At 63.2% G+C, this 22,634-nt stretch carries 32 protein-coding genes; 31 read left to right on the forward strand and 1 reads right to left on the reverse strand.

What is annotated here, in order from left to right; genetic code table 11:
* Positions 1-150: 150 nt before the first annotated feature.
* Positions 151-1,896: a hypothetical protein gene (locus OPU67_RS11905; RefSeq protein WP_267619758.1), complete on the reverse strand. Its 1,746-nt coding sequence runs from the start codon at positions 1,894-1,896 to the stop codon at positions 151-153.
* 435 nt (positions 1,897-2,331) lie between these two features.
* Between OPU67_RS11905 and rpsL the strand changes: the two genes are divergently transcribed.
* The 31 genes from rpsL (at position 2,332) to OPU67_RS12060 (ending at position 22,512) form a co-directional block, all read left to right on the forward strand.
* Positions 2,332-2,703 carry a 30S ribosomal protein S12 gene (gene rpsL / locus OPU67_RS11910; protein WP_006831873.1) on the forward strand — a complete coding sequence of 124 codons (372 nt, stop codon included), beginning with the start codon at positions 2,332-2,334 and terminating at the stop codon, positions 2,701-2,703.
* A gap of 137 nt (positions 2,704-2,840) precedes the next feature.
* Positions 2,841-3,311: a 30S ribosomal protein S7 gene (rpsG, locus tag OPU67_RS11915; protein ID WP_069310558.1), complete on the forward strand. Its 471-nt coding sequence runs from the start codon at positions 2,841-2,843 to the stop codon at positions 3,309-3,311.
* Positions 3,312-3,431: 120 nt separating this feature from the next.
* Positions 3,432-5,564 carry an elongation factor G gene (fusA, locus tag OPU67_RS11920; protein ID WP_267619794.1) on the forward strand — a complete coding sequence of 711 codons (2,133 nt, stop codon included), beginning with the start codon at positions 3,432-3,434 and terminating at the stop codon, positions 5,562-5,564.
* A 94-nt stretch (positions 5,565-5,658) separates the two neighbouring features.
* Positions 5,659-6,849, forward strand: a complete 1,191-nt coding sequence (gene tuf, locus OPU67_RS11925) for an elongation factor Tu (RefSeq protein WP_267619797.1) — start codon at positions 5,659-5,661, stop codon at positions 6,847-6,849.
* A 328-nt stretch (positions 6,850-7,177) separates the two neighbouring features.
* Positions 7,178-7,489, forward strand: coding sequence for a 30S ribosomal protein S10 (gene rpsJ, locus OPU67_RS11930; protein ID WP_017665146.1), 312 nt, complete (start codon positions 7,178-7,180; stop codon positions 7,487-7,489).
* Positions 7,490-7,767: 278 nt separating this feature from the next.
* Positions 7,768-8,535, forward strand: coding sequence for a 50S ribosomal protein L3 (gene rplC / locus OPU67_RS11935; RefSeq protein ID WP_066529797.1), 768 nt, complete (start codon positions 7,768-7,770; stop codon positions 8,533-8,535).
* A 3-nt stretch (positions 8,536-8,538) separates the two neighbouring features.
* The gene (gene rplD, locus OPU67_RS11940) at positions 8,539-9,165 is read left to right on the forward strand and encodes a 50S ribosomal protein L4 (protein ID WP_267619804.1); all 627 of its coding nucleotides are present in this window, start codon (positions 8,539-8,541) and stop codon (positions 9,163-9,165) included.
* Positions 9,158-9,466, forward strand: a complete 309-nt coding sequence (locus OPU67_RS11945; protein WP_267619807.1) for a 50S ribosomal protein L23 — start codon at positions 9,158-9,160, stop codon at positions 9,464-9,466. The genes rplD and OPU67_RS11945 overlap by 8 nt, the downstream gene beginning before the upstream one ends.
* Positions 9,467-9,489: 23 nt before the next feature.
* The gene (gene rplB / locus OPU67_RS11950; RefSeq protein ID WP_267619809.1) at positions 9,490-10,326 is read left to right on the forward strand and encodes a 50S ribosomal protein L2; all 837 of its coding nucleotides are present in this window, start codon (positions 9,490-9,492) and stop codon (positions 10,324-10,326) included.
* Positions 10,327-10,332: 6 nt separating this feature from the next.
* Positions 10,333-10,608 carry a 30S ribosomal protein S19 gene (gene rpsS / locus OPU67_RS11955; protein ID WP_088914647.1) on the forward strand — a complete coding sequence of 92 codons (276 nt, stop codon included), beginning with the start codon at positions 10,333-10,335 and terminating at the stop codon, positions 10,606-10,608.
* Positions 10,608-10,985 (forward strand): 50S ribosomal protein L22, encoded by a 378-nt coding sequence (gene rplV / locus OPU67_RS11960; RefSeq protein WP_072675056.1) that lies wholly within the window; start codon positions 10,608-10,610, stop codon positions 10,983-10,985. The genes rpsS and rplV overlap by 1 nt, the downstream gene beginning before the upstream one ends.
* A gap of 1 nt (position 10,986) precedes the next feature.
* Positions 10,987-11,682, forward strand: a complete 696-nt coding sequence (gene rpsC / locus OPU67_RS11965) for a 30S ribosomal protein S3 (RefSeq protein WP_267619815.1) — start codon at positions 10,987-10,989, stop codon at positions 11,680-11,682.
* Between the two features lie 12 nt (positions 11,683-11,694).
* Positions 11,695-12,129, forward strand: a complete 435-nt coding sequence (rplP, locus tag OPU67_RS11970) for a 50S ribosomal protein L16 (protein WP_017665138.1) — start codon at positions 11,695-11,697, stop codon at positions 12,127-12,129.
* On the forward strand, positions 12,129-12,341 hold the full coding sequence (gene rpmC / locus OPU67_RS11975; protein ID WP_066529807.1) for a 50S ribosomal protein L29: 213 nt from the start codon (positions 12,129-12,131) through the stop codon (positions 12,339-12,341). Before rplP ends, rpmC begins: the two co-directional genes overlap by 1 nt.
* A gap of 11 nt (positions 12,342-12,352) precedes the next feature.
* Positions 12,353-12,643, forward strand: a complete 291-nt coding sequence (gene rpsQ / locus OPU67_RS11980; RefSeq protein WP_066529809.1) for a 30S ribosomal protein S17 — start codon at positions 12,353-12,355, stop codon at positions 12,641-12,643.
* A gap of 76 nt (positions 12,644-12,719) precedes the next feature.
* Entirely contained in the window at positions 12,720-13,088 is a 369-nt protein-coding gene (gene rplN, locus OPU67_RS11985; protein ID WP_066529816.1) for a 50S ribosomal protein L14, read from the forward strand.
* Positions 13,088-13,408: a 50S ribosomal protein L24 gene (gene rplX, locus OPU67_RS11990; protein WP_267619821.1), complete on the forward strand. Its 321-nt coding sequence runs from the start codon at positions 13,088-13,090 to the stop codon at positions 13,406-13,408. The genes rplN and rplX overlap by 1 nt, the downstream gene beginning before the upstream one ends.
* Positions 13,401-13,982, forward strand: a complete 582-nt coding sequence (gene rplE, locus OPU67_RS11995; RefSeq protein ID WP_267619824.1) for a 50S ribosomal protein L5 — start codon at positions 13,401-13,403, stop codon at positions 13,980-13,982. The genes rplX and rplE overlap by 8 nt, the downstream gene beginning before the upstream one ends.
* A gap of 43 nt (positions 13,983-14,025) precedes the next feature.
* Entirely contained in the window at positions 14,026-14,331 is a 306-nt protein-coding gene (gene rpsN / locus OPU67_RS12000) for a 30S ribosomal protein S14 (protein WP_086609106.1), read from the forward strand.
* Positions 14,332-14,341: 10 nt separating this feature from the next.
* Entirely contained in the window at positions 14,342-14,737 is a 396-nt protein-coding gene (rpsH, locus tag OPU67_RS12005) for a 30S ribosomal protein S8 (protein WP_073975064.1), read from the forward strand.
* Entirely contained in the window at positions 14,737-15,270 is a 534-nt protein-coding gene (gene rplF, locus OPU67_RS12010) for a 50S ribosomal protein L6 (protein WP_267619830.1), read from the forward strand. The genes rpsH and rplF overlap by 1 nt, the downstream gene beginning before the upstream one ends.
* 1 nt (position 15,271) lies before the next feature.
* Positions 15,272-15,616 (forward strand): 50S ribosomal protein L18, encoded by a 345-nt coding sequence (gene rplR, locus OPU67_RS12015; RefSeq protein WP_267619833.1) that lies wholly within the window; start codon positions 15,272-15,274, stop codon positions 15,614-15,616.
* A 2-nt stretch (positions 15,617-15,618) separates the two neighbouring features.
* Entirely contained in the window at positions 15,619-16,323 is a 705-nt protein-coding gene (rpsE, locus tag OPU67_RS12020) for a 30S ribosomal protein S5 (RefSeq protein ID WP_267619835.1), read from the forward strand.
* A 6-nt stretch (positions 16,324-16,329) separates the two neighbouring features.
* The gene (gene rpmD, locus OPU67_RS12025) at positions 16,330-16,506 is read left to right on the forward strand and encodes a 50S ribosomal protein L30 (protein WP_066529830.1); all 177 of its coding nucleotides are present in this window, start codon (positions 16,330-16,332) and stop codon (positions 16,504-16,506) included.
* Between the two features lie 74 nt (positions 16,507-16,580).
* Positions 16,581-17,105, forward strand: coding sequence for a 50S ribosomal protein L15 (gene rplO, locus OPU67_RS12030; protein ID WP_267619868.1), 525 nt, complete (start codon positions 16,581-16,583; stop codon positions 17,103-17,105).
* 139 nt (positions 17,106-17,244) lie between these two features.
* Positions 17,245-18,609 carry a preprotein translocase subunit SecY gene (secY, locus tag OPU67_RS12035; RefSeq protein ID WP_267619870.1) on the forward strand — a complete coding sequence of 455 codons (1,365 nt, stop codon included), beginning with the start codon at positions 17,245-17,247 and terminating at the stop codon, positions 18,607-18,609.
* A gap of 103 nt (positions 18,610-18,712) precedes the next feature.
* Complete coding sequence (locus OPU67_RS12040) at positions 18,713-19,360, forward strand: adenylate kinase (protein ID WP_267619873.1); 648 nt, start codon at positions 18,713-18,715, stop codon at positions 19,358-19,360.
* Between the two features lie 88 nt (positions 19,361-19,448).
* The gene (locus tag OPU67_RS12045; protein ID WP_267619876.1) at positions 19,449-20,237 is read left to right on the forward strand and encodes an SRPBCC family protein; all 789 of its coding nucleotides are present in this window, start codon (positions 19,449-19,451) and stop codon (positions 20,235-20,237) included.
* 280 nt (positions 20,238-20,517) lie between these two features.
* Positions 20,518-20,886 (forward strand): 30S ribosomal protein S13, encoded by a 369-nt coding sequence (rpsM, locus tag OPU67_RS12050; protein ID WP_267619878.1) that lies wholly within the window; start codon positions 20,518-20,520, stop codon positions 20,884-20,886.
* Between the two features lie 56 nt (positions 20,887-20,942).
* Positions 20,943-21,332, forward strand: a complete 390-nt coding sequence (rpsK, locus tag OPU67_RS12055; protein WP_017666383.1) for a 30S ribosomal protein S11 — start codon at positions 20,943-20,945, stop codon at positions 21,330-21,332.
* A gap of 124 nt (positions 21,333-21,456) precedes the next feature.
* A complete protein-coding gene (locus OPU67_RS12060; protein WP_267619883.1) occupies positions 21,457-22,512 on the forward strand; it encodes a DNA-directed RNA polymerase subunit alpha in 1,056 nt (351 codons plus the stop codon).
* Positions 22,513-22,634 lie beyond the last annotated feature (122 nt).

Here is a 22,634-nt window from a genome sequence, read left to right on the forward strand (position 1 = left end):
AAGCACTACCCCCCTGTCCAACCCCGCCCTGCAGGCGGCAAAACCGGGCACCCGCAGGGTGCCCTCGATTGCGTGAGATAAAGTGTATTCACGAACGCGCCGGACCTCGGCAGGGCCACAGAAGGTCACTCGGGGAGGGTAGTCTACAAGTTAGGGAGCTTGCTCAAGAATAATTCGGATCGCATCGAATGAGGTGACTACATTATATAATAAATGCTCACCGCCGAAGATCGTTGGTGCGTTAGGATCAATGTCCAGTATTTTGAAACGACTTGCAATTTCACTTTTTGGCAAGTGCGCATCCTGAAGTCTGAGATCATAAGTTGCGAAAAGGGGACCGAAAATTTGATGAACGACATCAGGGTCGTGCAGCTCACTTATCGCATGTTGGAGTGCCTTCAGGCTTCGCAAATTCTCCTTTGGTGGAAATTTACTTGCCGCAACCACAGCTTTTTCATCAATTAAATCAGCTGAAATGCGCGCAACGTCCTTCGCTAGCGCATATAGTCCGTCAAGGTTCAATGCACGGAAGCGGTGGCATCTAGACAGAATCTCAAGATATTTGTCGTGCTTCCTGAAAAGCTCTGTCCCGAACTGTTGTCGCCAAGCGTCTCTGACTTGATCCAGAACAATGGGAAGCCATTTTTCGGGTGATTGTGTTTCGGCAGGCCGCACCTCGACCTGTGACATCAACAACTCGGCACAAACTTTGCCCTCCGGAGCGACATTATAGCCACCCCATAAGCGCCTTTCCCATTCCGGAAGGCGTGCCACGTCATTTGCATAGACAGTGACTAAGCCCGACGAGTTTATCCCGAAATGCACGGCCGGATCAGAGGGAGTGGAAATGCCGCCTGTGAACCGTGAGTACCAATTGAGTTCGGCGCCTCTCCGTTCCGCCAGCGAGGCGATGATATCGGGTTTAAACCACAGCCACTTGCCTACGTCTTCATTGTCTAATTGGTCGGCCGACATCCGCTGTCCGCTAGCATCAACGATGAATGTGACGTTAGATGGAACCTCGTCGCCTCGGACTCGGATGCTACCATTATTGGCCTCGAAGATTTCGTCCCTCCAGTAGTCTGCCATTAATCTAGCTGCGACAGCTTCGCCACGCGTAAACGACCAAGATTCACTGCTCGTGTTTTCGTTTGTTTCCGGCCCAAGTTCCGGCACGTCCTCCTCGGGATCAACGTCGGTGCGCGCCACTCTAAACACGGCCACTCCGGCGCCGGCCATGTCGCCGGTCTGGTCCAAGTCCATTCGCCGAATTGCGAGCCTACCGCCTTCAAATTCCTCTTCTAGTTCTTGAAACTCTTGTGGGATGTCGGAAATCCTTAAGACGGCTTGTTGGCTCGAAAAAGATGAAATTCTCAGAATTGAGTTCCGAGCTGAAAGATAATCGGCCAAAAACTCCGCTTTTGCTTCTATTCCACAAATCCTATCTTGAGAGTCGCGGATCTCCCTCGCGACCTCGATATAATTTTCACAGGGTCGAACCCACGAACCAGTTTCATAAGCAAGGTTCAAGGCGAAAATGAAATCATGATGTAAGTGGTATACTTGATCTCGATCCGGGAGGGATTGACGTGACACTAGGCGAAAGCCAAGGCGACTGTCGCTCTCATCTGACTCCCAATATTCATCGAATGGTTTATAGGTTTGTCGGCTCGCCCATGGTGCATGATGATAATCATTACTCCACCCATAAGATCCGAATTTTTCGCTTAAACTACGATGTATGACAAGGCTGTGAACACCTTCAAATGAGGATCGCCATCCGACGTGCGGATATTTACCAATGTCATTTGATCGCGAAAGAAGGATGGGGATCCACGTGCGACGCGCAATCTTTCGGCGCACCGCGTTTTTGAGGTCTGGCCAGCCCGGGATCATGTCGGCGCTGTTAGCAAGTTTGGCTGCGAGTCGTAAGTCTGTCGGCGCATCTCCGAATCCCTTGACCCCCACCCCAAACCCGCCTAAGGGCGCGCATCCTTCCGGGGGTCTCCCTCGGAAAGCGAGCTGAACATTGGCGGTGCGTCCTCCTCGTGAGGGCAGCCGGCAAAGTAACCCGGTGGCCGAAGGGCCTGACATGCGGGTGGAGCGTTTCGGCCTCGTCGTCGTCCCAGCGAAAGCTGGGATCTCATGCGGCAAGCGATATGCTTGCGGCCCTGGGTCCCAGCTTTCGCTGGGATGACGGTTGGGTTTGATCTCTCCTCCAGCATCGTCCGGCACCCGTGTCACCTTTATTCTGACCCGTCCGGGCGCCAAACCGGTGCCCACTTTGGCTGACGGGTCAGGCCACACGGTGAAGAGAGAAAGTTTTTTCACATGCCGACGATCAACCAGCTGGTCCGCAAGGGCCGCGTTCCGCAGAAGGCCAAGAGCAAGGTCCCTGCGATGGAGCAGAACCCGCAGAAGCGCGGTGTCTGCACCCGCGTCTACACGACGACCCCGAAGAAGCCGAACTCGGCGCTGCGCAAGGTGGCCAAGGTCCGCCTGACCAACCAGCGCGAGGTCATCAGCTACATCCCGGGCGAGGGCCACAACCTGCAGGAGCACTCGGTGGTGCTCATCCGCGGCGGGCGTGTGCGCGACCTTCCGGGCGTGCGCTACCACGTGCTGCGCGGCGTGCTCGACACGCAGGGCGTGAAGGACCGCAAGCAGAGCCGCTCGAAGTACGGGGCGAAGCGTCCGAAGTAAGGTTCAGGCGCGGGTTCGGCACGTTCCCCCACCCGGCTACCCTAACGAGGTAGTCTCTGGGTGGCCGGGTGGGGGAGCGGGCCGGAGCCGCAGGGCGCTCACGGAGGTGAGCGACCACTCCGAAGGAGTTTTCAAATATGTCACGTCGTCGTCGTCCCGAAAAGCGGGTCATCCTGCCCGATCCCCAGTACGGGGATCAGATCCTGTCGAAGTTCATGAACAACCTCATGCTCGACGGTAAGAAGGCTGTTGCCGAAAAGATCGTCTATGGCGCGCTTGCCACGGTCGAAGCCAAGGCCAAGGCCGATCCCATCCAGCTGTTCCACGATGCGCTCAACAACGTGAAGCCGCAGGTCGAAGTGCGCAGCCGCCGCGTCGGTGGTGCGACCTACCAGGTGCCGGTGGAGGTGCGTCCCGAGCGCGCCCAGGCGCTGGCGATCCGCTGGCTGATCACCGCCGCGCGCGGTCGTCCGGAAACCACGATGGCGGCGCGCCTGTCGGGCGAGCTGCTCGATGCGGCCAACAACCGCGGCAACGCGGTGAAGAAGCGCGAGGACACGCACCGCATGGCGGACGCGAACCGCGCCTTCTCGCACTACCGCTGGTAACTCGTGCGATTGTGGGCAGCCGGGGGCTCCAAGCTGTTGGGGTCTTTCGGCTGTCACAATCTTCCCTATATGGGGCCCTGACCGCACCCCGGCGGCCCCCTCACAGTCAAGGAACCTGATATGGCCCGCGAGTATCCGCTGGAGCGCTATCGCAATATCGGCATCATGGCGCACATCGATGCCGGCAAGACCACCACGACCGAGCGTATCCTCTACTACACCGGCAAGTCCTACAAGATCGGCGAAGTGCACGATGGCGCTGCGACGATGGACTGGATGGAGCAGGAGCAGGAGCGCGGGATCACCATCACCTCGGCCGCGACCACGACCTTCTGGACCGCCGAAGACGCCTCGATGGACCCCATGAGCGATCCTGACGCGCTGCGTGAAAATCAGCCCAAGCACCGCATCAACATCATCGACACCCCCGGCCACGTCGACTTCACCATCGAAGTCGAACGCTCGCTCCGCGTGTTGGACGGTGCAGTTGCAGTATTCGATGGCGTTGCCGGTGTCGAACCTCAGTCCGAGACTGTGTGGCGTCAGGCCGACAAGTACGGCGTGCCCCGGATGTGCTTCATCAATAAATTGGACCGCACCGGCGCCGATTTCTATTACTGCGTCCAGTCGATCATTGATCGTCTGGGTGCCAAGCCGCTTGTTCTCTATCTCCCCATCGGGGCCGAGAGCCAGCTGCAGGGCGTGGTCGACCTCGTCAACAACCGCGGCATCGTCTGGAAGGACGAGAGCCTCGGCGCGAAGTACGAGTTCATCGAGATCCCCGCTGACCTCGCCGACAAGGCCGCCGAATATCGCGAGCGCCTGATCGAGCTCGTCGTCGAGCAGGACGACGAGATCATGGAAGCCTATCTCGAAGGCAACGAGCCCGATGTCCCGACGATCAAGAAGCTGATCCGTCAGGGCACCATCGCGCGCGCCTTCGTGCCGGTGACCTGCGGCTCGGCGTTCAAGAACAAGGGCGTCCAGCCCCTGCTCGACGCCGTGGTCGACTACATGCCCTCGCCGCTCGACATTCCGCCGATCAAGGGCGTGCTGCCCGACAGCGATCAGGAAGACGAGCGTCCTTCGAGCGACGATGCGCCCTTTGCCGCGCTCGCGTTCAAGATCATGAACGATCCCTTCGTCGGCTCGCTGACCTTCACCCGCATCTATTCGGGCAAGCTCACCAAGGGCCAGGTCCTGAACTCGGTCAAGGACAAGAAGGAAAAGATCGGCCGCATGCTGCTGATGCACTCGAACAACCGCGAGGACATCGATGAGGCGTTTGCGGGCGACATCGTGGCGCTGGCCGGCATGAAGGACACCACCACCGGGGATACCCTGTGCGACGCGTCCAAGCCGATCATCCTTGAGCGCATGGAATTCCCCGAGCCCGTGATCGAGCTTTCGGTGGAACCCAAGACCAAGGCCGACCAGGAAAAGATGGGCATCGCGCTCAATCGTCTGGCGCAGGAAGACCCCTCGTTCCGCGTCTCGACCGACCACGAAAGCGGTCAGACGATCATCAAGGGCATGGGCGAACTCCACCTCGACATCATCGTCGACCGCATGCGCCGCGAGTTCAAGGTCGAAGCCAACGTCGGCGCGCCGCAGGTGGCTTACCGCGAATACCTCGCCCGCGAGGTCGAAGTCGATTACACCCACAAGAAGCAGTCGGGCGGCTCGGGCCAGTTCGGCCGCGTGAAGGTCACGGTCACCCCGGGTGAACGCGGCCAGGGCGTGATCTTCGAGGACCAGATCAAGGGCGGGAACATCCCGCGCGAGTACATCCCGGCGATCGAAAAGGGCTTCCGCGAGCAGGCCGAAAGCGGCCATCTCGTCGGCTTCCCGATCATCGACTTCTCGATCAAGCTGACCGATGGTGCCTACCACGACGTCGACTCGAGCGCGATCGCGTTCGAAATCGCCGCGCGCGGTGCCATGCGCGAAGTGGCGCAGAAGTCGGGCATCAAGCTGCTCGAACCGATCATGAAGGTTGAAGTCGTCACCCCCGATGACTACCTCGGCGACGTCATCGGCGACCTCAACTCGCGGCGCGGCCAGATCCAGGGCACCGACACGCGCGGCAATGCCCAGGCGGTCGAGGCCTTTGTGCCGCTCGCCAACATGTTCGGCTACGTCAACGAGTTGCGTTCGTTCACCCAGGGGCGTGCGCAGTACACCATGCAGTTCTCGCACTACGACGAGGTTCCGGCCAACGTCGCAGCCGAGGTCAAGGAGAAACTTGCCTAAGCTGCCACGGCAGTCTAGGGGCGGCGCCTGATTCTGCGGGCGCCGCTGTTCTCCCGCGAACACGCATTTTCATCCAAGAAGGTACACCAGAGAAATGGCCAAGGAAAAGTTCCAGCGGAATAAGCCGCACTGCAACATCGGCACCATCGGTCACGTCGACCATGGCAAGACCACCCTGACCGCGGCGATCACCAAGGTGATGGCTGAAACCTACGGCGGCAGCGCCGTGGACTTCGCCAACATCGACAAGGCCCCGGAAGAGCGTGAGCGCGGCATCACGATCTCGACCGCGCACGTCGAGTATGAATCGGCTGCCCGTCACTACGCGCACGTCGACTGCCCGGGTCACGCCGACTACGTGAAGAACATGATCACCGGTGCCGCCCAGATGGACGGCGCGATCCTGGTCGTGAACGCCGCCGACGGCCCGATGCCCCAGACCCGTGAGCACATCCTGCTCGCCCGTCAGGTCGGCGTGCCGGCGCTGGTCGTGTACATGAACAAGGTCGACCAGGTCGACGACGAGGAAATCCTCGAGCTCGTCGAACTCGAAGTGCGCGAGCTGCTGAGCTCCTACGACTTCGACGGCGACAATATTCCGATCGTCAAGGGTTCGGCTCTGGCCGCTCTTGAAGGCCGCGATGACAACATCGGCAAGGATTCGGTCATTGCCCTGATCGAAGCCGTCGACAGCTACATCCCGCAGCCCGACCGTCCGATCGACAAGAGCTTCCTGATGCCGATCGAAGACGTGTTCTCGATCTCGGGCCGCGGCACCGTGGTGACCGGCCGTATCGAAACCGGCGTCGTGAACGTGGGCGACGAAGTCGAAATCGTCGGCATCAAGGACACCCGCAAGACCACCGTCACCGGCGTGGAAATGTTCCGCAAGCTGCTCGATCGCGGTGAAGCCGGCGACAACGTCGGCGCCCTGATCCGCGGCGTGGCCCGTGAAGAAGTCGAGCGCGGCCAGGTTCTCGCCAAGCCGGGCACCGTGACCCCGCACACCGAGTTCAGCGCCGAGGTCTACGTGCTGTCGAAGGACGAAGGCGGCCGTCACACGCCGTTCTTCGCCAACTACCGCCCGCAGTTCTACTTCCGCACCACCGACGTGACCGGCGAAGTGATCCTTCCCGAAGGCACCGAAATGGTGATGCCTGGCGACAACGTGACCATCGGCGTCAAGCTGATCGCGCCGATCGCCATGGACGAAGGTCTTCGCTTCGCGATCCGCGAAGGTGGCCGCACCGTGGGTTCGGGCGTCGTCGCCAAGATCACCAAGTAAGGTCGCCGCTGCCGCGCGCAGCTGACTGAACGATAAAGAGGCCCGGCGCTCCTAGGAGCGGCCGGGCCTTTCTTGTGGGGGCAGGGCGCTCTTCACGGCTCGGACATGGTCGTTTCGCGGTCATGTAATTTTCGGTCCGGAGGCCCTTGCCAGAATCCAACTCGGCCCGTATAGGCGCGCATCCCCGACGGAGATTCGTCTCCCGACGGCACGAGTTTTGAGGAAGGCCGCCCGCTCACGGGAAACCGAAGCAAGCGGGGCGGTCTTTGTTTTTGGGAAATGCCGGCTCGCCGGTTGCTCCTTGGCTCTTTCGCATCGGTAGTAGGACATGGAAGCTCAGAATATCCGTATTCGCCTCAAGGCGTTCGACCACCGCGTTCTCGACCAGGCCACTGGCGAGATCGCCGATACGGCCCGCCGCACCGGCGCGCTCATTCGCGGCCCCATTCCCCTGCCGACGCGTATCGAGAAGTTCACCGTGAACCGCGGCCCGCACGTCGACAAGAAGTCGCGCGAGCAGTTCGAGGTGCGCACCTACAAGCGGCTGCTCGACATCGTGCAGCCCAACGCCCAGACCGTGGACGCGCTGATGAAGCTCGATCTGGCTGCCGGCGTGAACGTCGAGATCAAGCTGGCCTAAGAGGCTGGCCGAAATGCCCCTTGCTTCGGCAGGGGGCCTCTATCGTTGGAGCGCAAGACGCTCCGCCTGACGATAGGGTGGATACCGCCGGAGAACATCTCCGGGCTGCGTCCCCCGTCTCGCTCCCGAGGCCACCCGGCCGGCAGGAGCACTCAGCCCGGACGGGGCGATGCATCAAAATATGGGCTGAACGGGGCCGCAGGCGCATTCGTGTCTGCGGTCTCACACGCACCTGGCGGATGGTCCGTCGGGTGCCTCTGTTGAGGAGTGAACTGACGATGCGCACCGGCGTTATCGCAAAGAAAGTCGGGATGACCCGCCTCTTCCAGGAGGATGGACGGCACGTGCCCGTGACCGTTCTGTCGCTGGAAGAATGCCAGGTGGTCTCGCACCGCACCGAAGACCGCGATGGCTACTACGCCGTCCAGCTCGGCGCGGGCGAAGCCAAGCACAAGAACGTTGCCAAGCCGCAGCGTGAACAATTCGCCAAGGCCGATGTCGGCCTCAAGAAGCAGGTCGCCGAATTCCGCGTCGACAGCGCCGATGCGCTGGTCCCGGTCGGCGCCACCATCTCGGCCGAGCACTTCGTTGCTGGCCAGATGGTCGACATCACCGGCCACACGCAGGGCAAGGGCTTTGCGGGCGCCATGAAGCGCTGGGGCTTCGGCGGTATGCGCGCGACGCACGGCGTCTCGATCTCGCACCGTGCCCACGGTTCGACCGGTAACCGCCAGGATCCGGGCCGCGTGTTCAAGGGCAAGAAGATGGCCGGCCACATGGGCGACCGTCAGCGCACCCAGCAGAACCTCGAAATCGTCCGCACCGACGCCGAGCGCGGTCTTCTCTTCGTCAAGGGCTCGGTCCCGGGCGCAAAGAACGGCTGGCTGCTCGTTCGCGACGCGGTGAAGCTCAAGGCTCCGGCTGACCTGCCGTTCCCGGGCGCGATCCTTGACAAGAACAAGGCTCCCGTCGCCGACGAGACCCCCGTGGCTGTCGAGGCTGTCGAGATCGACACCGCGGCCACCGAAGAAAACAAGGAAGGCTGAGCCATGAAGATCAAGGTTCAGAACATCGCAGGCGGCAAGGCTTCGGGTGAAGTCGAGCTGTCGGATGACGTGTTCGGCATCGAGCCGCGCGCCGACATCCTCCACCGCGTGGTGACCTGGCAGCTCGAAAACCGCCGTGGCACCGCCCGCCCGACGCGTGAGCGTTCGGACGTGGCCCGCACCGGCAAGAAGTTCGGCCGCCAGAAGGGTGGCGGCACCGCCCGTCACGGCGACCGCGCTGCCCCCGTCTTCATTGGCGGTGGTAAGGCCCACGGTGCGCGCAAGCGTGACTTCGAGCAGTCGCTCAACAAGAAGGTCCGTGCGCTGGGTCTCAAGATGGCGCTCTCGACCAAGGCCAAGAGTGGCCTAGTGGTGGTTGACAGCCTCGAGCTGAAGGACGCCAAGACCAAGGCATTGAAGGGCCACCTCACCGCTGCCGGTCTCACGGGCAAGGTGCTGGTGATCGACGGCGAGCAGGTCGACGCGGGCTTCAAGAAGGCCGCCGGCAACCTGCCGGGCATTAACGTGCTCCCCGCGATCGGTGCCAATGTCTACGACATCCTCAACCACGACACGCTGGTGCTGACCAAGGCCGCCGTCGAAAAGCTGGAGGCCCGTTTCAATGGCTAAGAAGCAGACCGTCGACGCGCGTCACTACGACGTGATCATCGCGCCGCACATCACCGAAAAGTCGACCCTCGCGTCGGAAAACAACGCCGTGGTCTTCAAGGTCGCCAAGGACGCGACCAAGCCGCAGATCAAGGAAGCGATCGAGGCGATCTACGACAAGAAGGTCGTCGCCGTGAACACCCTGGTCCAGAAGGGCAAGACCAAGCGCTGGAAGGGCAAGGCCTATCAGCGCTCCGACGTGAAGAAGGCCATTGTCACCCTCGCCGAGGGTGAAATGATCGACATCACCAGCGGTATCTGAGGCCAAGGGACAGGACACGAACAATGGCACTCAAGAACTACAAGCCGACCAGTCCCGCCCGCCGCGGTCTGATCCTGGTCGACAAGTCGGCGCTCTACAAGGGCAAGCCCGTCAAGGCGCTGACCGAAGGCAAGCGCAAGACCGGTGGCCGCAACAACAAGGGCCACGTCACCTCGCGCGGGATCGCCGGGGGCCACAAGCAGAAGTACCGCTTCATCGACTTCAAGCGTCGCAAGTGGGACATGCCGGCCACCGTCGAGCGTCTGGAATATGACCCGAACCGCACCGCCTTCATCGCGCTGGTGAAGTACGAAGATGGCGAGCAGGCCTACATCATCGCGCCGCAGCGTCTGGCTGTCGGTGACCAGGTCGTGGCCGGCGAGAAGGTCGACACCAAGCCGGGCAACGCGATGCTGCTCGGTCAGATGCCGGTCGGCACGATCTGCCACAATGTCGAGATGAAGCCGGGCAAGGGCGGCCAGATCGCCCGTTCGGCCGGCACCTATGTGCAGGTCGTCGGTCGTGACCGCGCCTTCGTGATCGTCCGCCTCAACTCGGGCGAGCAGCGTTACCTGCGCGCCGATTGCATGGGCACGGTGGGTGCGGTGTCGAACCCCGACAACGCCAACCAGAACTTCGCCAAGGCCGGCCGCTCGCGCTGGATGGGCAAGCGTCCGCTGACTCGCGGCGTTGCGAAGAACCCGGTCGACCACCCGCACGGTGGTGGTGAAGGCCGGACCTCCGGTGGTCGCCATCCGGTGACGCCGTGGGGCAAGCCGACCAAGGGTGCTCGCACGCGCCACAACAAGCAGACGGACAAGATGATCATCCGTTCGCGTCACGCGAAGAAGAAGAGGTAAGAGACGATGGCACGTTCCGTCTGGAAAGGTCCGTTTGTCGAGCTGAGCCTGCTCAAGAAGGCAGAAACGGCGCAGGAAACCACGAATGCCAAGCCGATCAAGACCTGGTCGCGGCGTTCGACGATCCTGCCGCAGTTCGTCGGGCTCACCTTCAATGTCTATAACGGGCACAAGTTCATTCCCGTTTCGGTTTCGGAAGAAATGGTCGGCCACAAGCTTGGTGAATTTGCGCCCACGCGCACCTTCCCGGGTCACGCTGCCGACAAGAAGGGCAAGCGCTAATGGGCAAGGCAAAAGCACCCCGCCGCGTGGGCGATAACGAGGCGCTGGCCGTCGGCACCACGATCCGTGGTTCGGCGCAGAAGCTCAATCTCGTCGCGGCCCTGATCCGCGGCAAGAAGGCCGAAGAGGCGTTGAACATCCTCGCCTTTTCGAAGCGGGCGATGGCGCGCGATGCGAGCAAGGTGCTCGCCTCGGCGATCGCCAATGCGGAAAACAACCACAACCTCGACGTCGACGCGCTGGTCGTCGCTGAAGCGAGCGTCGGCAAGTCGGTGACGATGAAGCGCTTCCACACCCGTGGCCGCGGCAAGTCGACCCGGATCCTGAAGCCGTTCTCGCGTCTGCGGATCGTCGTTCGCGAAGCAGAGGAGGCGTAATATGGGTCAGAAGAGCAATCCGATCGGTCTGCGCCTGCAGATCAACCGCACCTGGGACAGCCGCTGGTACGCCGAAGGGCGTGACTATGCGCAGCTGCTCAAGGAAGATGTCGCGATCCGCAAGTACATCATGAAGAACCTGCCGCAGGCGGCGGTTTCTAAGGTGGTGATCGAGCGTCCGGCCAAGCTGTGCCGGGTGTCGATCTATGCGGCCCGTCCCGGTGTCATCATCGGCAAGAAGGGCGCGGACATCGAAAAGCTGCGCTCCAAGCTGGCGACGATGACGAAGAGCGACGTGAAGCTGAACATCGTCGAGATCCGCAAGCCGGAAATCGACGCCAAGCTCGTCGCCCAGGGCATCGCCGACCAGCTGGTGCGCCGCGTGGCGTTCCGCCGGGCGATGAAGCGCGCGGTGCAGTCGGCGCTGCGTCTGGGTGCCGAAGGCATCAAGATCGTGTGCGGTGGCCGTCTCGGCGGGGCGGAAATCGCCCGCGTCGAATGGTACCGCGAAGGCCGCGTGCCGCTTCACACCCTGCGTGCGAACATCGATTACGCCGAGACCGAGGCGCTGACCGCCTACGGGATCATCGGGATCAAGGTGTGGATCTTCAAGGGCGAGATCCTCGCTCACGATCCGACCGCGCAGGACCGCCTGATGATGGAAGCCCAGACTTCCGGCGTCCGCCCGGCCCGCTAGAGGTAACAGACCATGTTGCAACCGAAAAAGACCAAGTTCCGCAAGCAGTTCAAGGGCCGGATCAAGGGCGATGCCAAGGGCGGCACCACCCTGAACTTCGGCTCCTACGGGCTGAAGGCTCTGGAACCCGAGCGCGTCACGGCCCGTCAGATCGAAGCCGCGCGTCGTGCGATCACCCGTCACATCAAGCGTCAGGGTCGTCTCTGGATCCGCGTGTTCCCCGATGTGCCCGTGTCGAAGAAGCCTGCCGAAGTCCGTCAGGGTAAGGGCAAGGGTTCGGTCGAATATTGGGCGGCCAAGGTGAAGCCGGGCCGGATCCTGTTCGAACTCGACGGCGTCGCCGGCCCGTTGGCCGCCGAAGCCTTCGAGCGTGCAGCGATGAAGCTGCCGATCAAGACCAAGGTTGTCGCCCGTCTCGGCGACACCAGCCACCTGGGAGGCGAATAATGGCCGATATCGCGGACCTTCGCACCAAGACCGATGACCAGCTGACCGCCGAGCTCACCGAGCTCAAGCGCGAGCAGTACAATCTGCGGTTCCAGGCTGCGACCAACCAGCTCGAGGCCCCGTCGCGCATCCGTCAGGTGCGCCGGACCATCGCGCAGATCAAGACGCTGCAGAGCGAGCGTGCGGCCAAGGCCGCCGCCGCCAAGGCGTAAGGAGAAAGCACATGCCCAAGCGCATCCTCGTCGGGACTGTGACCTCCGACAAGACCGACAAGACCGTGACCGTGCTGGTCGAACGCAAGGTGAAGCACCCGCTCTACGGGAAGATCATCCGTCGTTCGAAGAAGTATCACGCGCACGACGAGCAGAACGAATACACCGTGGGTGACGTGGTGCGGATCGAGGAGACCCGCCCGATGTCCAAGACCAAGACCTGGATCGTCAAGGACCGGGTCGTGGCAGGCGGCGTGCAGGCGGTGGAAGCCGACCTCGACGTTGCGGCTGCGGGTAACTGAATTAGGCGTAAACGGAACTGCTGGGCCCCGGTCGGATCGGGCGTCCCGGTAAGCCAATGAGAAGGACAACGGATCAATGATCCAGATGCAATCCAATCTCGACGTCGCGGACAACAGCGGCGCCAAGCGCGTCCAGTGCATCAAGGTGCTGGGTGGCTCGAAGCGTCGTACCGCGGGCGTCGGCGATGTGATCGTCGTCTCCATCAAGGAGGCGCAGCCGCGCACCAAGGTCAAGAAGGGCGACGTTCACCGCGCGGTGATCGTGCGCACCCGCAAGGACGTGCGCCGTCCGGATGGCACCGTCATCCGCTTCGACACCAACGCCGCGGTGCTCGTGAACAAGAACGAGGAGCCGATCGGCACCCGTATCTTCGGCCCCGTGGTGCGCGAACTGCGGAGCAAGGGCTTCATGAAGATCATCTCGCTCGCGCCGGAGGTGCTGTGATGGCTGCCGCTAAGATCAAGAAGGGTGACAGCGTCGTCGTGCTGTCTGGCAAGGACAAGGGCCGCACCGGTACGGTCGCCCAAGTCATGCCGAAGGACGGCAAGGTCGTTGTCGAGGGCGTGAACATCGTCGCCCGTCACCGCAAGCCCAGCCAGGCCAACCCTCAGGGTGGCATCGACCGCTTCGCGGCGCCGATGGCCATCTCCAAGGTTGCTCTCGCTGATCCCAAGACCGGCAAGGCCACCCGCGTCCGTTTCGGAGTGAAGGACGGCAAGAAGGTGCGCGTTGCGGTCAAGAGTGGGGAGACCATCGATGGCTGATTACACCGCCCGGATGAAGGCCAAGTACGATAACGAAATCGTCAAGGCCATGACCGAGAAGTTCGGCTACAAGAACCGCATGGAAGTGCCCAAGCTCGAGAAGATCACGCTTAACATGGGCGTGGGCGAGGCGAGCCAGGACAAGAAGAAGGTTCAGACCGCCGCCGAGGAAATGGCGCTGATCGCCGGCCAGAAGCCGGTGATCACCATCGCCAAGAAGTCGATCGCGCAGTTCAAACTGCGTGAAGGCATGCCGATCGGCTGCAAGGTCACGCTGCGTCGTGAGCGGATGTACGAATTTCTCGATCGTCTCGTCACCGTGGCCATGCCGCGCATCCGCGACTTCCGCGGGCTGAACGCCAAGTCGTTCGACGGCCGCGGCAACTACGCGATGGGGCTGAAGGAACAGATCGTGTTCCCCGAAATCAGCTACGACAAGATCGAGAAGGTGCGTGGGATGGACATCATCGTCACCACCACCGCCAAGACCGACGAAGAGGCGCGCGAGCTGCTGCGCCTGTTCGGCTTCCCCTTCGCTGGTGAAGCCAAGACCGAACAGAAGGAAGCGGCGTAAGCCGCCTTCCGCTTAGAGACACGAAAGCAGAGAGCTTAAGTCCATGGCGAAACTGAGTTCCATCAACAAGAATGAGCGTCGCAAGAAGCTCGTCAAGCAGTACGCTGCGAAGTACGAGAAGCTGAAGGCGATCGCGAATGACGAGTCCCTCGACGAGACCGAGCGACTGGTCGCCCGGCTCAAGATGGCCGAGCTTCCGCGCAACGCGAACCCGACCCGGGTGCGCAACCGTTGCGCCACCACCGGCCGCCCGCGCGGCTATTACCGCAAGTTCGGCATCAACCGCATCGAACTGCGTCAACTTGGCAACAGCGGGATGATTCCCGGTCTGACCAAGTCGAGCTGGTGAGGACTGAACAATGGCAATGACCGATCCTCTGGGTGACATGCTCACCCGCATCCGCAACGGCCAGCGCGCCAAGAAGGACTCCGTCCTGACCCCGGCGAGCAACCTGCGTGCGAGCGTGCTCGAAGTGCTTCAGCGTGAAGGCTACATCCGTGGCTACAGCGAAGATACCTCGGGGAAGCACAAGGCGCTGCGGATCGAACTGAAGTATTTCGAAGGCGAGCCCGCAATCAAGCACGTGGCGCGCGTCTCGAAGCCGGGCCGCCGCGTCTACTCGGGTTCCAAGGAACTGCCGACGATCCGCAATGGTCTCGGCATCACCATCGTCTCGACGCCGCGCGGCGTGCTTTCGGATGCCGAAGCGCGCAGCCACAACGTCGGCGGCGAAGTGCTGGCGGAGGTGTTCTGATGAGCCGCATCGGTAAGAAGCCGGTGGCGATCCCGGGCGGCGTGACCGCCACGATCGACAACGGCACCCTCACGGTGAAGGGCCCCAAGGGCACCCTGACCCTCGGCCTGTCCGATCTCATCGACTACAAGGTCGAAGAGGGCGAGATCTCGGTGAAGCCCGCCAATGACAGCAAGCAGGCTCGGGCCTTCTGGGGCATGCAGCGCACGCTGGTGTCGAACCTGGTGGAAGGCGTCAGCGCCGGCTTCACCAAGGTGCTGGTCATCAAGGGCGTCGGCTACCGTGCCAACGCGCAGGGCAAGACCCTGAAGCTGCAGCTCGGTTACAGCCACGATGTCGATCTGCCGGTGCCCGAGGGCCTGGAAGTGAAGACCCCGGACCAGACCACGATCGAGATTTCCGGCACCGACAAGCAGGCCGTCGGCCAGTTTGCCGCCGAAATCCGCCGCTGGCGCAAGCCCGAGCCCTACAAGGGCAAGGGGATCGCCTATCGCGGCGAGTTTATCTTCCGCAAGGAAGGGAAGAAGAGATAAGATGGCAAAGCTTTCCCTTTTCGAACGTCGCCGTCGCCGGGTTCGCACTGCGCTGCGCGCGCGTGCCGGTGGCAAGCCCCGTCTGTCGGTGCACCGCACCGGCCGTCACATCTACGCCCAGATCATCGATGACGCGGCCGGCCGCACGGTTGCCGCTGCCTCCACGCTGGGTGCCAAGGCGAGCGGCGCGAACGTCGATGCCGCTGCCGAAGTCGGCAAGAAGATCGCCGAGGCCGCCAAGCAGGCGGGTGTGACGACTGTCGTGTTCGATCGCGGCGGCTTCCTGTTCCATGGCCGCGTCAAGGCGCTGGCCGATGCCGCCCGTGAAGGCGGGCTGGAGTTCTGATCATGGCTGACGAAAACACCATCGAGACCCCGGACGTGGCGCTCGAAGCTGGCGACGCCGGCGAGAACCAGGGCCGGCGTGGCCGTGGCCGTGGCGGCAACCGCGAAGGCGGCGATCGTGGCCGTGGTCGCGGGGGTCGTGACGACCGTCGCGGCGGCAAGCAGGAAGAAGATGACGGCATCATCGAGAAGCTGGTGCACATCAACCGCGTCTCCAAGACCGTGAAGGGCGGCAAGCGCTTCGGCTTTGCAGCATTGGTCGTGGTCGGCGACGGCCAGGGCCGCGTCGGCTTCGGCCACGGCAAGGCCCGCGAAGTGCCCGAGGCGATCACCAAGGCGACCGCTTCGGCGCGCAAGAAGATGATCCGCGTTCCGCTCAAGGAAGGACGCACCCTTCACCATGACGGCAATGGCCGTTTCGGCGCGGGCAAGGTGACCGTCCGCACCGCGCCTCCGGGGACCGGCATCATCGCCGGCGGTCCGATGCGCGCCGTGTTCGAGAGCCTCGGCGTCGCCGACGTGGTGACCAAGTCGGTCGGCACCTCGAACCCCTACAACATGATCCGCGCCACCTTCGACGCGCTTGCCGACCAGACTTCGCCGAAGTCGGTCGCCCAGCGTCGCGGCAAGAAGGTTGCCGACCTCCTGGGTCGCGGCGGGGCCAGTGCAGCCGAGGCGGAAGCCGACGCTGCCGCGATTGCGGAGTAACCCTCGATGGCTACCATCAAGATCAAGCAGATCGGCTCGCCGATCCGTCGCCCCGCCAGCCAGCGCCAGATCCTCATCGGTCTGGGGCTGAACAAGATGCACAAGATCGTCGAGCGTCAGGACACCCCCGAGGTGCGCGGCGCGATCGCCAAGATCCCGCATCTGGTGCAGGTGGTGGACTAAATCAGGCAAGGCCCCGCTAAGTCGGGGCCTTCCTTTCTTATCAAGCGCGACAAAAGCGAAAGCGAGTGCACACAATGAAACTGAATGACATCCGCGACAACGCCGGTGCCCGCAAGGGCCGCATCCGTGTCGGCCGTGGTATCGGCTCCGGCAAGGGCAAGACCTCCGCGCGCGGTCAGAAGGGCCAGAAGGCTCGTTCGGGCGTTGCCATCAAGGGCTTCGAAGGCGGCCAGATGCCGCTCCACATGCGCCTGCCGAAGCGCGGCTTCAACAACCCCTTCGCCAAGGATTACGCCGAAGTGAACATCGGCATGATCCAGAAGTTCATCGACGCGGGCAAGCTCGATGCCAAGGCCACCATCACCGAGGAAGCGCTGCGTGCAGCCGGCCTCGTGCGCGGCGGCAAGGACGGTGTGCGTCTGCTCGGCAAGGGTGAGATCACCGCCAAGGCGACCTTCGCCGTGACCGGCGCGACCAAGGGCGCGATTGCCGCGGTCGAGAAGGCCGGCGGCAGCGTCGAAGTGGCGCCGGCGCCCACTCCCGAGCACGAGAAGAAGCTCGCCCGCCGCGACGCCAACAAGGCGGCGAAGGCGAAGTAATCGACAAAAGGCGATGCGCGGGGGTTCGACAAGAGCCCCCGCGCTCCCTATTTACGCTCTCGCGCGCCGGATCGGCCCTTTGCGAAGGGCCCCGCAAGCAAGGCGCGCCCGGATCAAGAGCTAGGATCGACCCGTTCCCATGGCATCACGCGCCGACAATATCGCGAGCAACCTCAGCCTCGGCAATTTCTCCAAGGCGACCGAGCTCAAGCAGCGCATCTGGTTCACGATCGGCGCGCTGATTGTCTTCCGCTTCCTGAGCTTCGTGCCGCTGCCGGGCGTCAATCCGCTGATTCTGAGCGAGCTATACGATCAGACCCGCGGCGGGATTCTCGACCTGTTCAACGCCTTCTCGGGCGGCAGCCTCGAGCGCATGAGCCTCATCGCGCTGGGCGTGATGCCCTACATCACCGCCTCGATTGTGGTGCAGATGGCATCGGCCCTCCACCCGGCGCTTGCGGCGATGAAGAAGGAAGGCGCGAGCGGTCGGCAGAAGCTGAACCAGTACACCCGTTACGGCGCGGTGCTGCTGTGCGCGATCCAGGGCTACTTCCTCGCTGTCGGGCTCGAGAGCTTCGCCGCGCAAAACGGGCTTCAGGCCGTGGTCGACCCCGGCATCATGTTCCGCGTGGTCGCGGTCATCAACCTCGTGGGCGGCACGATGTTCCTGCTGTGGCTGGGCGAGCAGATCACCAGCCGCGGGATCGGCAACGGCATCTCGCTGATCATCATGGCGGGCATCGTCGCGCAATTCCCGACTTTCGCGACCAACCTCTTCGAAGGCGGGCGTACCGGGTCGATCGCGCCGTGGATCATCATCTTCTTCCTCGTCATGGTCGTTGCGCTGATCCTCCTGATCTCGTTCATGGAACGCGCCCAGCGCCGCCTCACCATCCAGTACCCGCGCCGCGCGACCGAGCGCGGGATGATGCAGGGCGAGCGCTCCTACCTGCCGCTCAAGATCAACACCGCAGGCGTGATCCCGCCGATCTTCGCCAGCTCGCTGCTGCTGCTGCCGCTGACGATCACGCAATTCGCGGGCAATTCGGTCGATACCGATAGCGGGTTCTACACCGTCCTTCAGGCGCTGAACCAGTATCTCGCGCACGGTCAGCCGCTCTACATGACGCTCTATGCGATCGGGATCGTGTTCTTCTGCTTCTTCTACACCGCAGTGGTCTTCAACCCCGAGGAGACGGCGGACAACTTGAAGAAGAACGGCGGATCGATCCCCGGCATCCGTCCGGGCAAGCGCACGGCAGACTACCTGGAATACGTCCTAACCCGCATCACCGTGGTCGGGGCCGGCTATCTCGCGCTCGTCTGCGTGCTGCCCGAATACATGATCGCGCAGACCGGCATCCCGCTGTTCCTCGGCGGCACCAGTCTGCTGATCGTGGTCAACGTCACGGTCGACACGATCAGCCAGATCCAGTCGCACCTTCTGGCGCTGCAATACGGCGATCTCATCAAGAAAGCTAAGCTCAAGGGCCGGATGCGCTGAGGCTGGCCGAAAGTCGGCTTGACGCGCCCGCCTGCTTGGTTGAACCCACTTGTCTGAAAGCGAGCCCCGGGCGTCGACCCGGGGCGGAATTGGGGGACGGTTCGTGAACATCATTCTTCTGGGCCCTCCCGGTGCTGGCAAGGGAACGCAGAGCGCTGGGCTGGTCGAGCGCCACGGTATGCGCCAGCTTTCGACCGGCGATATGCTGCGCGCTGCGGTCAAGGCGGGCACGCCCGTGGGCCTGCGCGCCAAGGAAGTGATGGAGCGCGGCGAACTCGTCTCGGACGAGATCGTCTCCGACCTGATCGACGCCGAACTCGCCGGCATGGCACCGGGGATGGGCGCGATTTTCGACGGTTTTCCGCGCACGGCGGCACAGGCCGACGCGCTCGACGCGATCCTTGCCCGCAACGGCCGCGTGCTCGACCATGTGATCGAGCTCGAGGTCGACGAGGATGCACTGGTCGAGCGTATCACCGGCCGCTTTTCCTGCGCCAACTGCGGCGCGCTCTATCACGACACCGCCAATCCGCCTTCGACGCCCGGCGTGTGCGACACTTGCGGCAGCACCGAGTTCAAGCGACGTCCCGACGATAACGAGGAGACGGTGCGGATGCGGATGCAGGAATACCGCGCAAAGACCGCGCCGATCCTGCCGGGTTACGAGGCGCGCGGGATCGTCACCCGGGTCGACGGGATGGCGCCGATCGACACCGTTGCGGATCAGATCGACGCAATTCTCGGCGGGTAAGCGCCGCGCCCCTCTTGCCTGCATCGCGCTTTTGCCGCAGCGTCGACCCATCGGCAAAGGGGTAAGGGCTATGGTCAAATCGAGGGCAATGGCGGCCATGCTCGCGTTCGGTGCGCTGGCGGGCACGCACCCCCTTGCTGCTGAAGTCGTCCAGACGACCCAGAGCGGCTTCGTCAGCCGGCACGAGGCCGTGGTCAAGGCGACACCGAAGGAGGTTTGGCTCGCATTGATCTCGCCGGCAGGCTGGTGGCAGGCGGCGCACACGTGGTCGGGCGATCCCAAGAACCTGACGCTCACCCCGCAAGCGGGCGGGTGCTTCTGCGAGATCATTCCTGAGAGGGACGGGCCGGGCGGCTTCACGCTCCAGGGCAGCGTCGAGCATATGCGCGTCGTCCAAGCCTACCCCGAACAGGCGCTGCGCATGGTTGGCAGCCTCGGCCCACTGCAGAGCGAGCCGGTGACGGGTGTCCTGACCATCGCGATCAGCAAGGTCGAGAAGGGGACGCGGATCGTGTGGGAATACAATGTCGGCGGCCCGATGCGCTACGAGGTGCCGGTGATCTCCAAGGCGGTCGATGCGGTGATGGGGGCGCAGCTCGGCGCCTTGGCCAAGCTGCTGGGCGTGGTGTCGCTCCCCGCAGCGCCCGCCTCGGCTCCGTCTCCCGGGGCGCCGAAGCCCGCAGCCGCCGGTCCGACCCAGGTCCCTTCCGCACCGCGCGCAGCGGCAGGGGCCCTTGCGTCGCCCGCCTCCAAGCCCGCCGGTTCCGTGCCGGCCGGGGCAAAGCCGGCCGCGGCGCCGACCACACCCGATGCCAAGACGCCCTCGGTGGCGGATGCCTTCGGTGATCTCAAGGAAAAGGAAAAGCCGAAGCGTTGACCGGTCCGGATGTGGGCCGTGTTGCCAGGCGAATCCGCTCGCCGCGAAGGCGTCCCGCTTGCGGTTGACGCTCGGTGCGAATCGGCCTATGCGCGCGGCTCATTCGACACGTTCGAAGTCAGTTCGGCAGGCATCGCCCTTGCGCGTGCCGACCGGACTTTTTGCCGTTTGCGATCCGGGCTCCTGCCTCGATCATGCCGGCATCGGACAGGCGGATGGATGAGCGATGAGATAGGGGTGGCCAAACGGCCATTTGCCCCTGTGGAGCATGGAGAAATAAGTGGCTCGTATTGCCGGGGTCAATATCCCCACCAACAAGCGCGTGATCATTGCGCTCACCTACATTCACGGGATCGGTCGCACGACCGCAGTCCAGATCGCCGACAAGCTCGGCATTGCGCACTCGGCGCGCGTCCAGGATCTGTCGGACGAGGAAATCCTCCGCATCCGCGAGACGATCGACGCCGATTTCACCGTGGAAGGCGACCTGCGTCGCAACACCGCGATGAACATCAAGCGCCTGATGGACCTGCGCGCCTATCGCGGCCTGCGTCACCGTTCGGGTCTCCCCGTCCGCGGCCAGCGCACCCACACCAACGCCCGCACCCGCAAGGGCAAGGCCAAGCCCATCGCGGGCAAGAAGAAGTAAGCGGGAGCTCAGGCTTCCACGCTTTTTCCTTCTGACGAGCTAGAGGAATTCAGACAATGGCACGCGAACCAGGCCGTATCCGGCGCCGTGACAAGAAGAACATCACCAGCGGCGTTGCGCATATCAACGCCAGCTTCAACAACACCATGATCACCATCACCGATGCGCAGGGCAATGCGATCAGCTGGTCCAGCGCCGGCATGATGGGCTTCAAGGGCAGCCGCAAGTCGACCCCCTACGCCGCGCAGGTCGCCGCCGACGATGCCGGCAAGAAGGCCGCCGAACACGGCGTGCGCACCCTCGAGGTCGAGGTCAAGGGTCCGGGCTCGGGCCGCGAGAGCGCGCTACGGGGTCTTGCAGCCGTGGGTTTCAACATTACCTCGATCCGCGACGTCACCCCGATCCCGCACAACGGGGTCCGTCCCTCCAAGCGTCGCCGCGTCTGATCCGCCGGGATGGCGGAGGCGCGTATCGCCTCCGCCACCCGATCGGGTCCGATGCCGCACCGTGTCTAACGCATCCGGCCCGCCCAAGTTTGAACCGCCCGAAACGGCGAATTAGGGGAAATCCATGTCCGTCAACACCAAGAACTGGCAGGAACTCAAGAAACCCAACTCCCTCGAAATCAAGGATGGCGGCGATCGTCAGCGCAAGGCGACCTTCGTGGCCGAACCGCTCGAGCGCGGCTTCGGCCTGACGCTCGGCAACGCGCTGCGCCGGGTGCTGCTGTCGAGCCTTCAGGGCGCCGCGATCACCTCGATCAAGATCGAGAACGTGCTCCACGAATTCTCGAGCCTCGCGGGCGTGCGTGAAGACGTCACCGACATCGTGCTGAACGTCAAGCAGATCGCGCTCAAGATGGAAGGCGAGGGCCCCAAGCGGCTTCAGCTTTCCGCGACCGGCCCGGGCGAAGTCCGCGCCGGCGATATTGCCGTGACCGGCGATATCGAGGTGATGAACAAGGACCTCGTGATCTGCCACCTCGACGAGGGCGCGACGCTCAACATGGAGCTGACCGCCGACACCGGGAAGGGCTACTCGCCCGCCGTCCAGAACCGTCCGGCCGACGCGCCGATCGGGCTGATCCCGGTCGACTCGCTCTACTCGCCCGTGCGTCAGGTGAGCTACAAGGTCGAGAACGCCCGCGTCGGGCAGGAGCTCGACTATGACAAGCTTTCGCTGACGGTCGAGACCGATGGCACCGTCACCCCCGACGATGCGGTGGCCTATGCCGCGCGCATCCTGCAGGATCAGCTGACGCTGTTCGTCCACTTTGAGGACGGCATCCCGCAGCCGGTCGGCCAGATGATCGGCCACGCGGTGCAGCCCGAAGAGAGCGACGCCAACCAGCTCAACCGCTACCTCCTCAAGAAGGTGGACGAACTGGAACTCTCGGTGCGTTCGGCCAACTGCCTCAAGAACGACAACATCATCTATATCGGCGACCTGGTCCAGAAGACCGAAGCCGAGATGCTGCGGACGCCGAATTTCGGCCGCAAGTCGCTCAACGAGATCAAGGAAGTTCTCTCGAGCATGGGCCTCCGCCTCGGGATGGACATCCCGGGCTGGCCGCCCGAGAACATTGAGGAAATGGCCAAAAAGCTGGAGCAGGAGCTGCTTGGCTAAGCCAAGCAGCAGCCGCCTGAGGCAACCGCAGGTTGCCGACGGACGGCGGCCTGCCGGCCAGCGAGCGAAGCTCGTCTGACGACACGGGATTTACTCCCGTGTCGGCCTTGCCGAAGAATGGG

Source organism: Erythrobacter sp. WG (genome assembly GCF_026586795.1).
Classification (GTDB): Bacteria; Pseudomonadota; Alphaproteobacteria; order Sphingomonadales; family Sphingomonadaceae; genus Erythrobacter.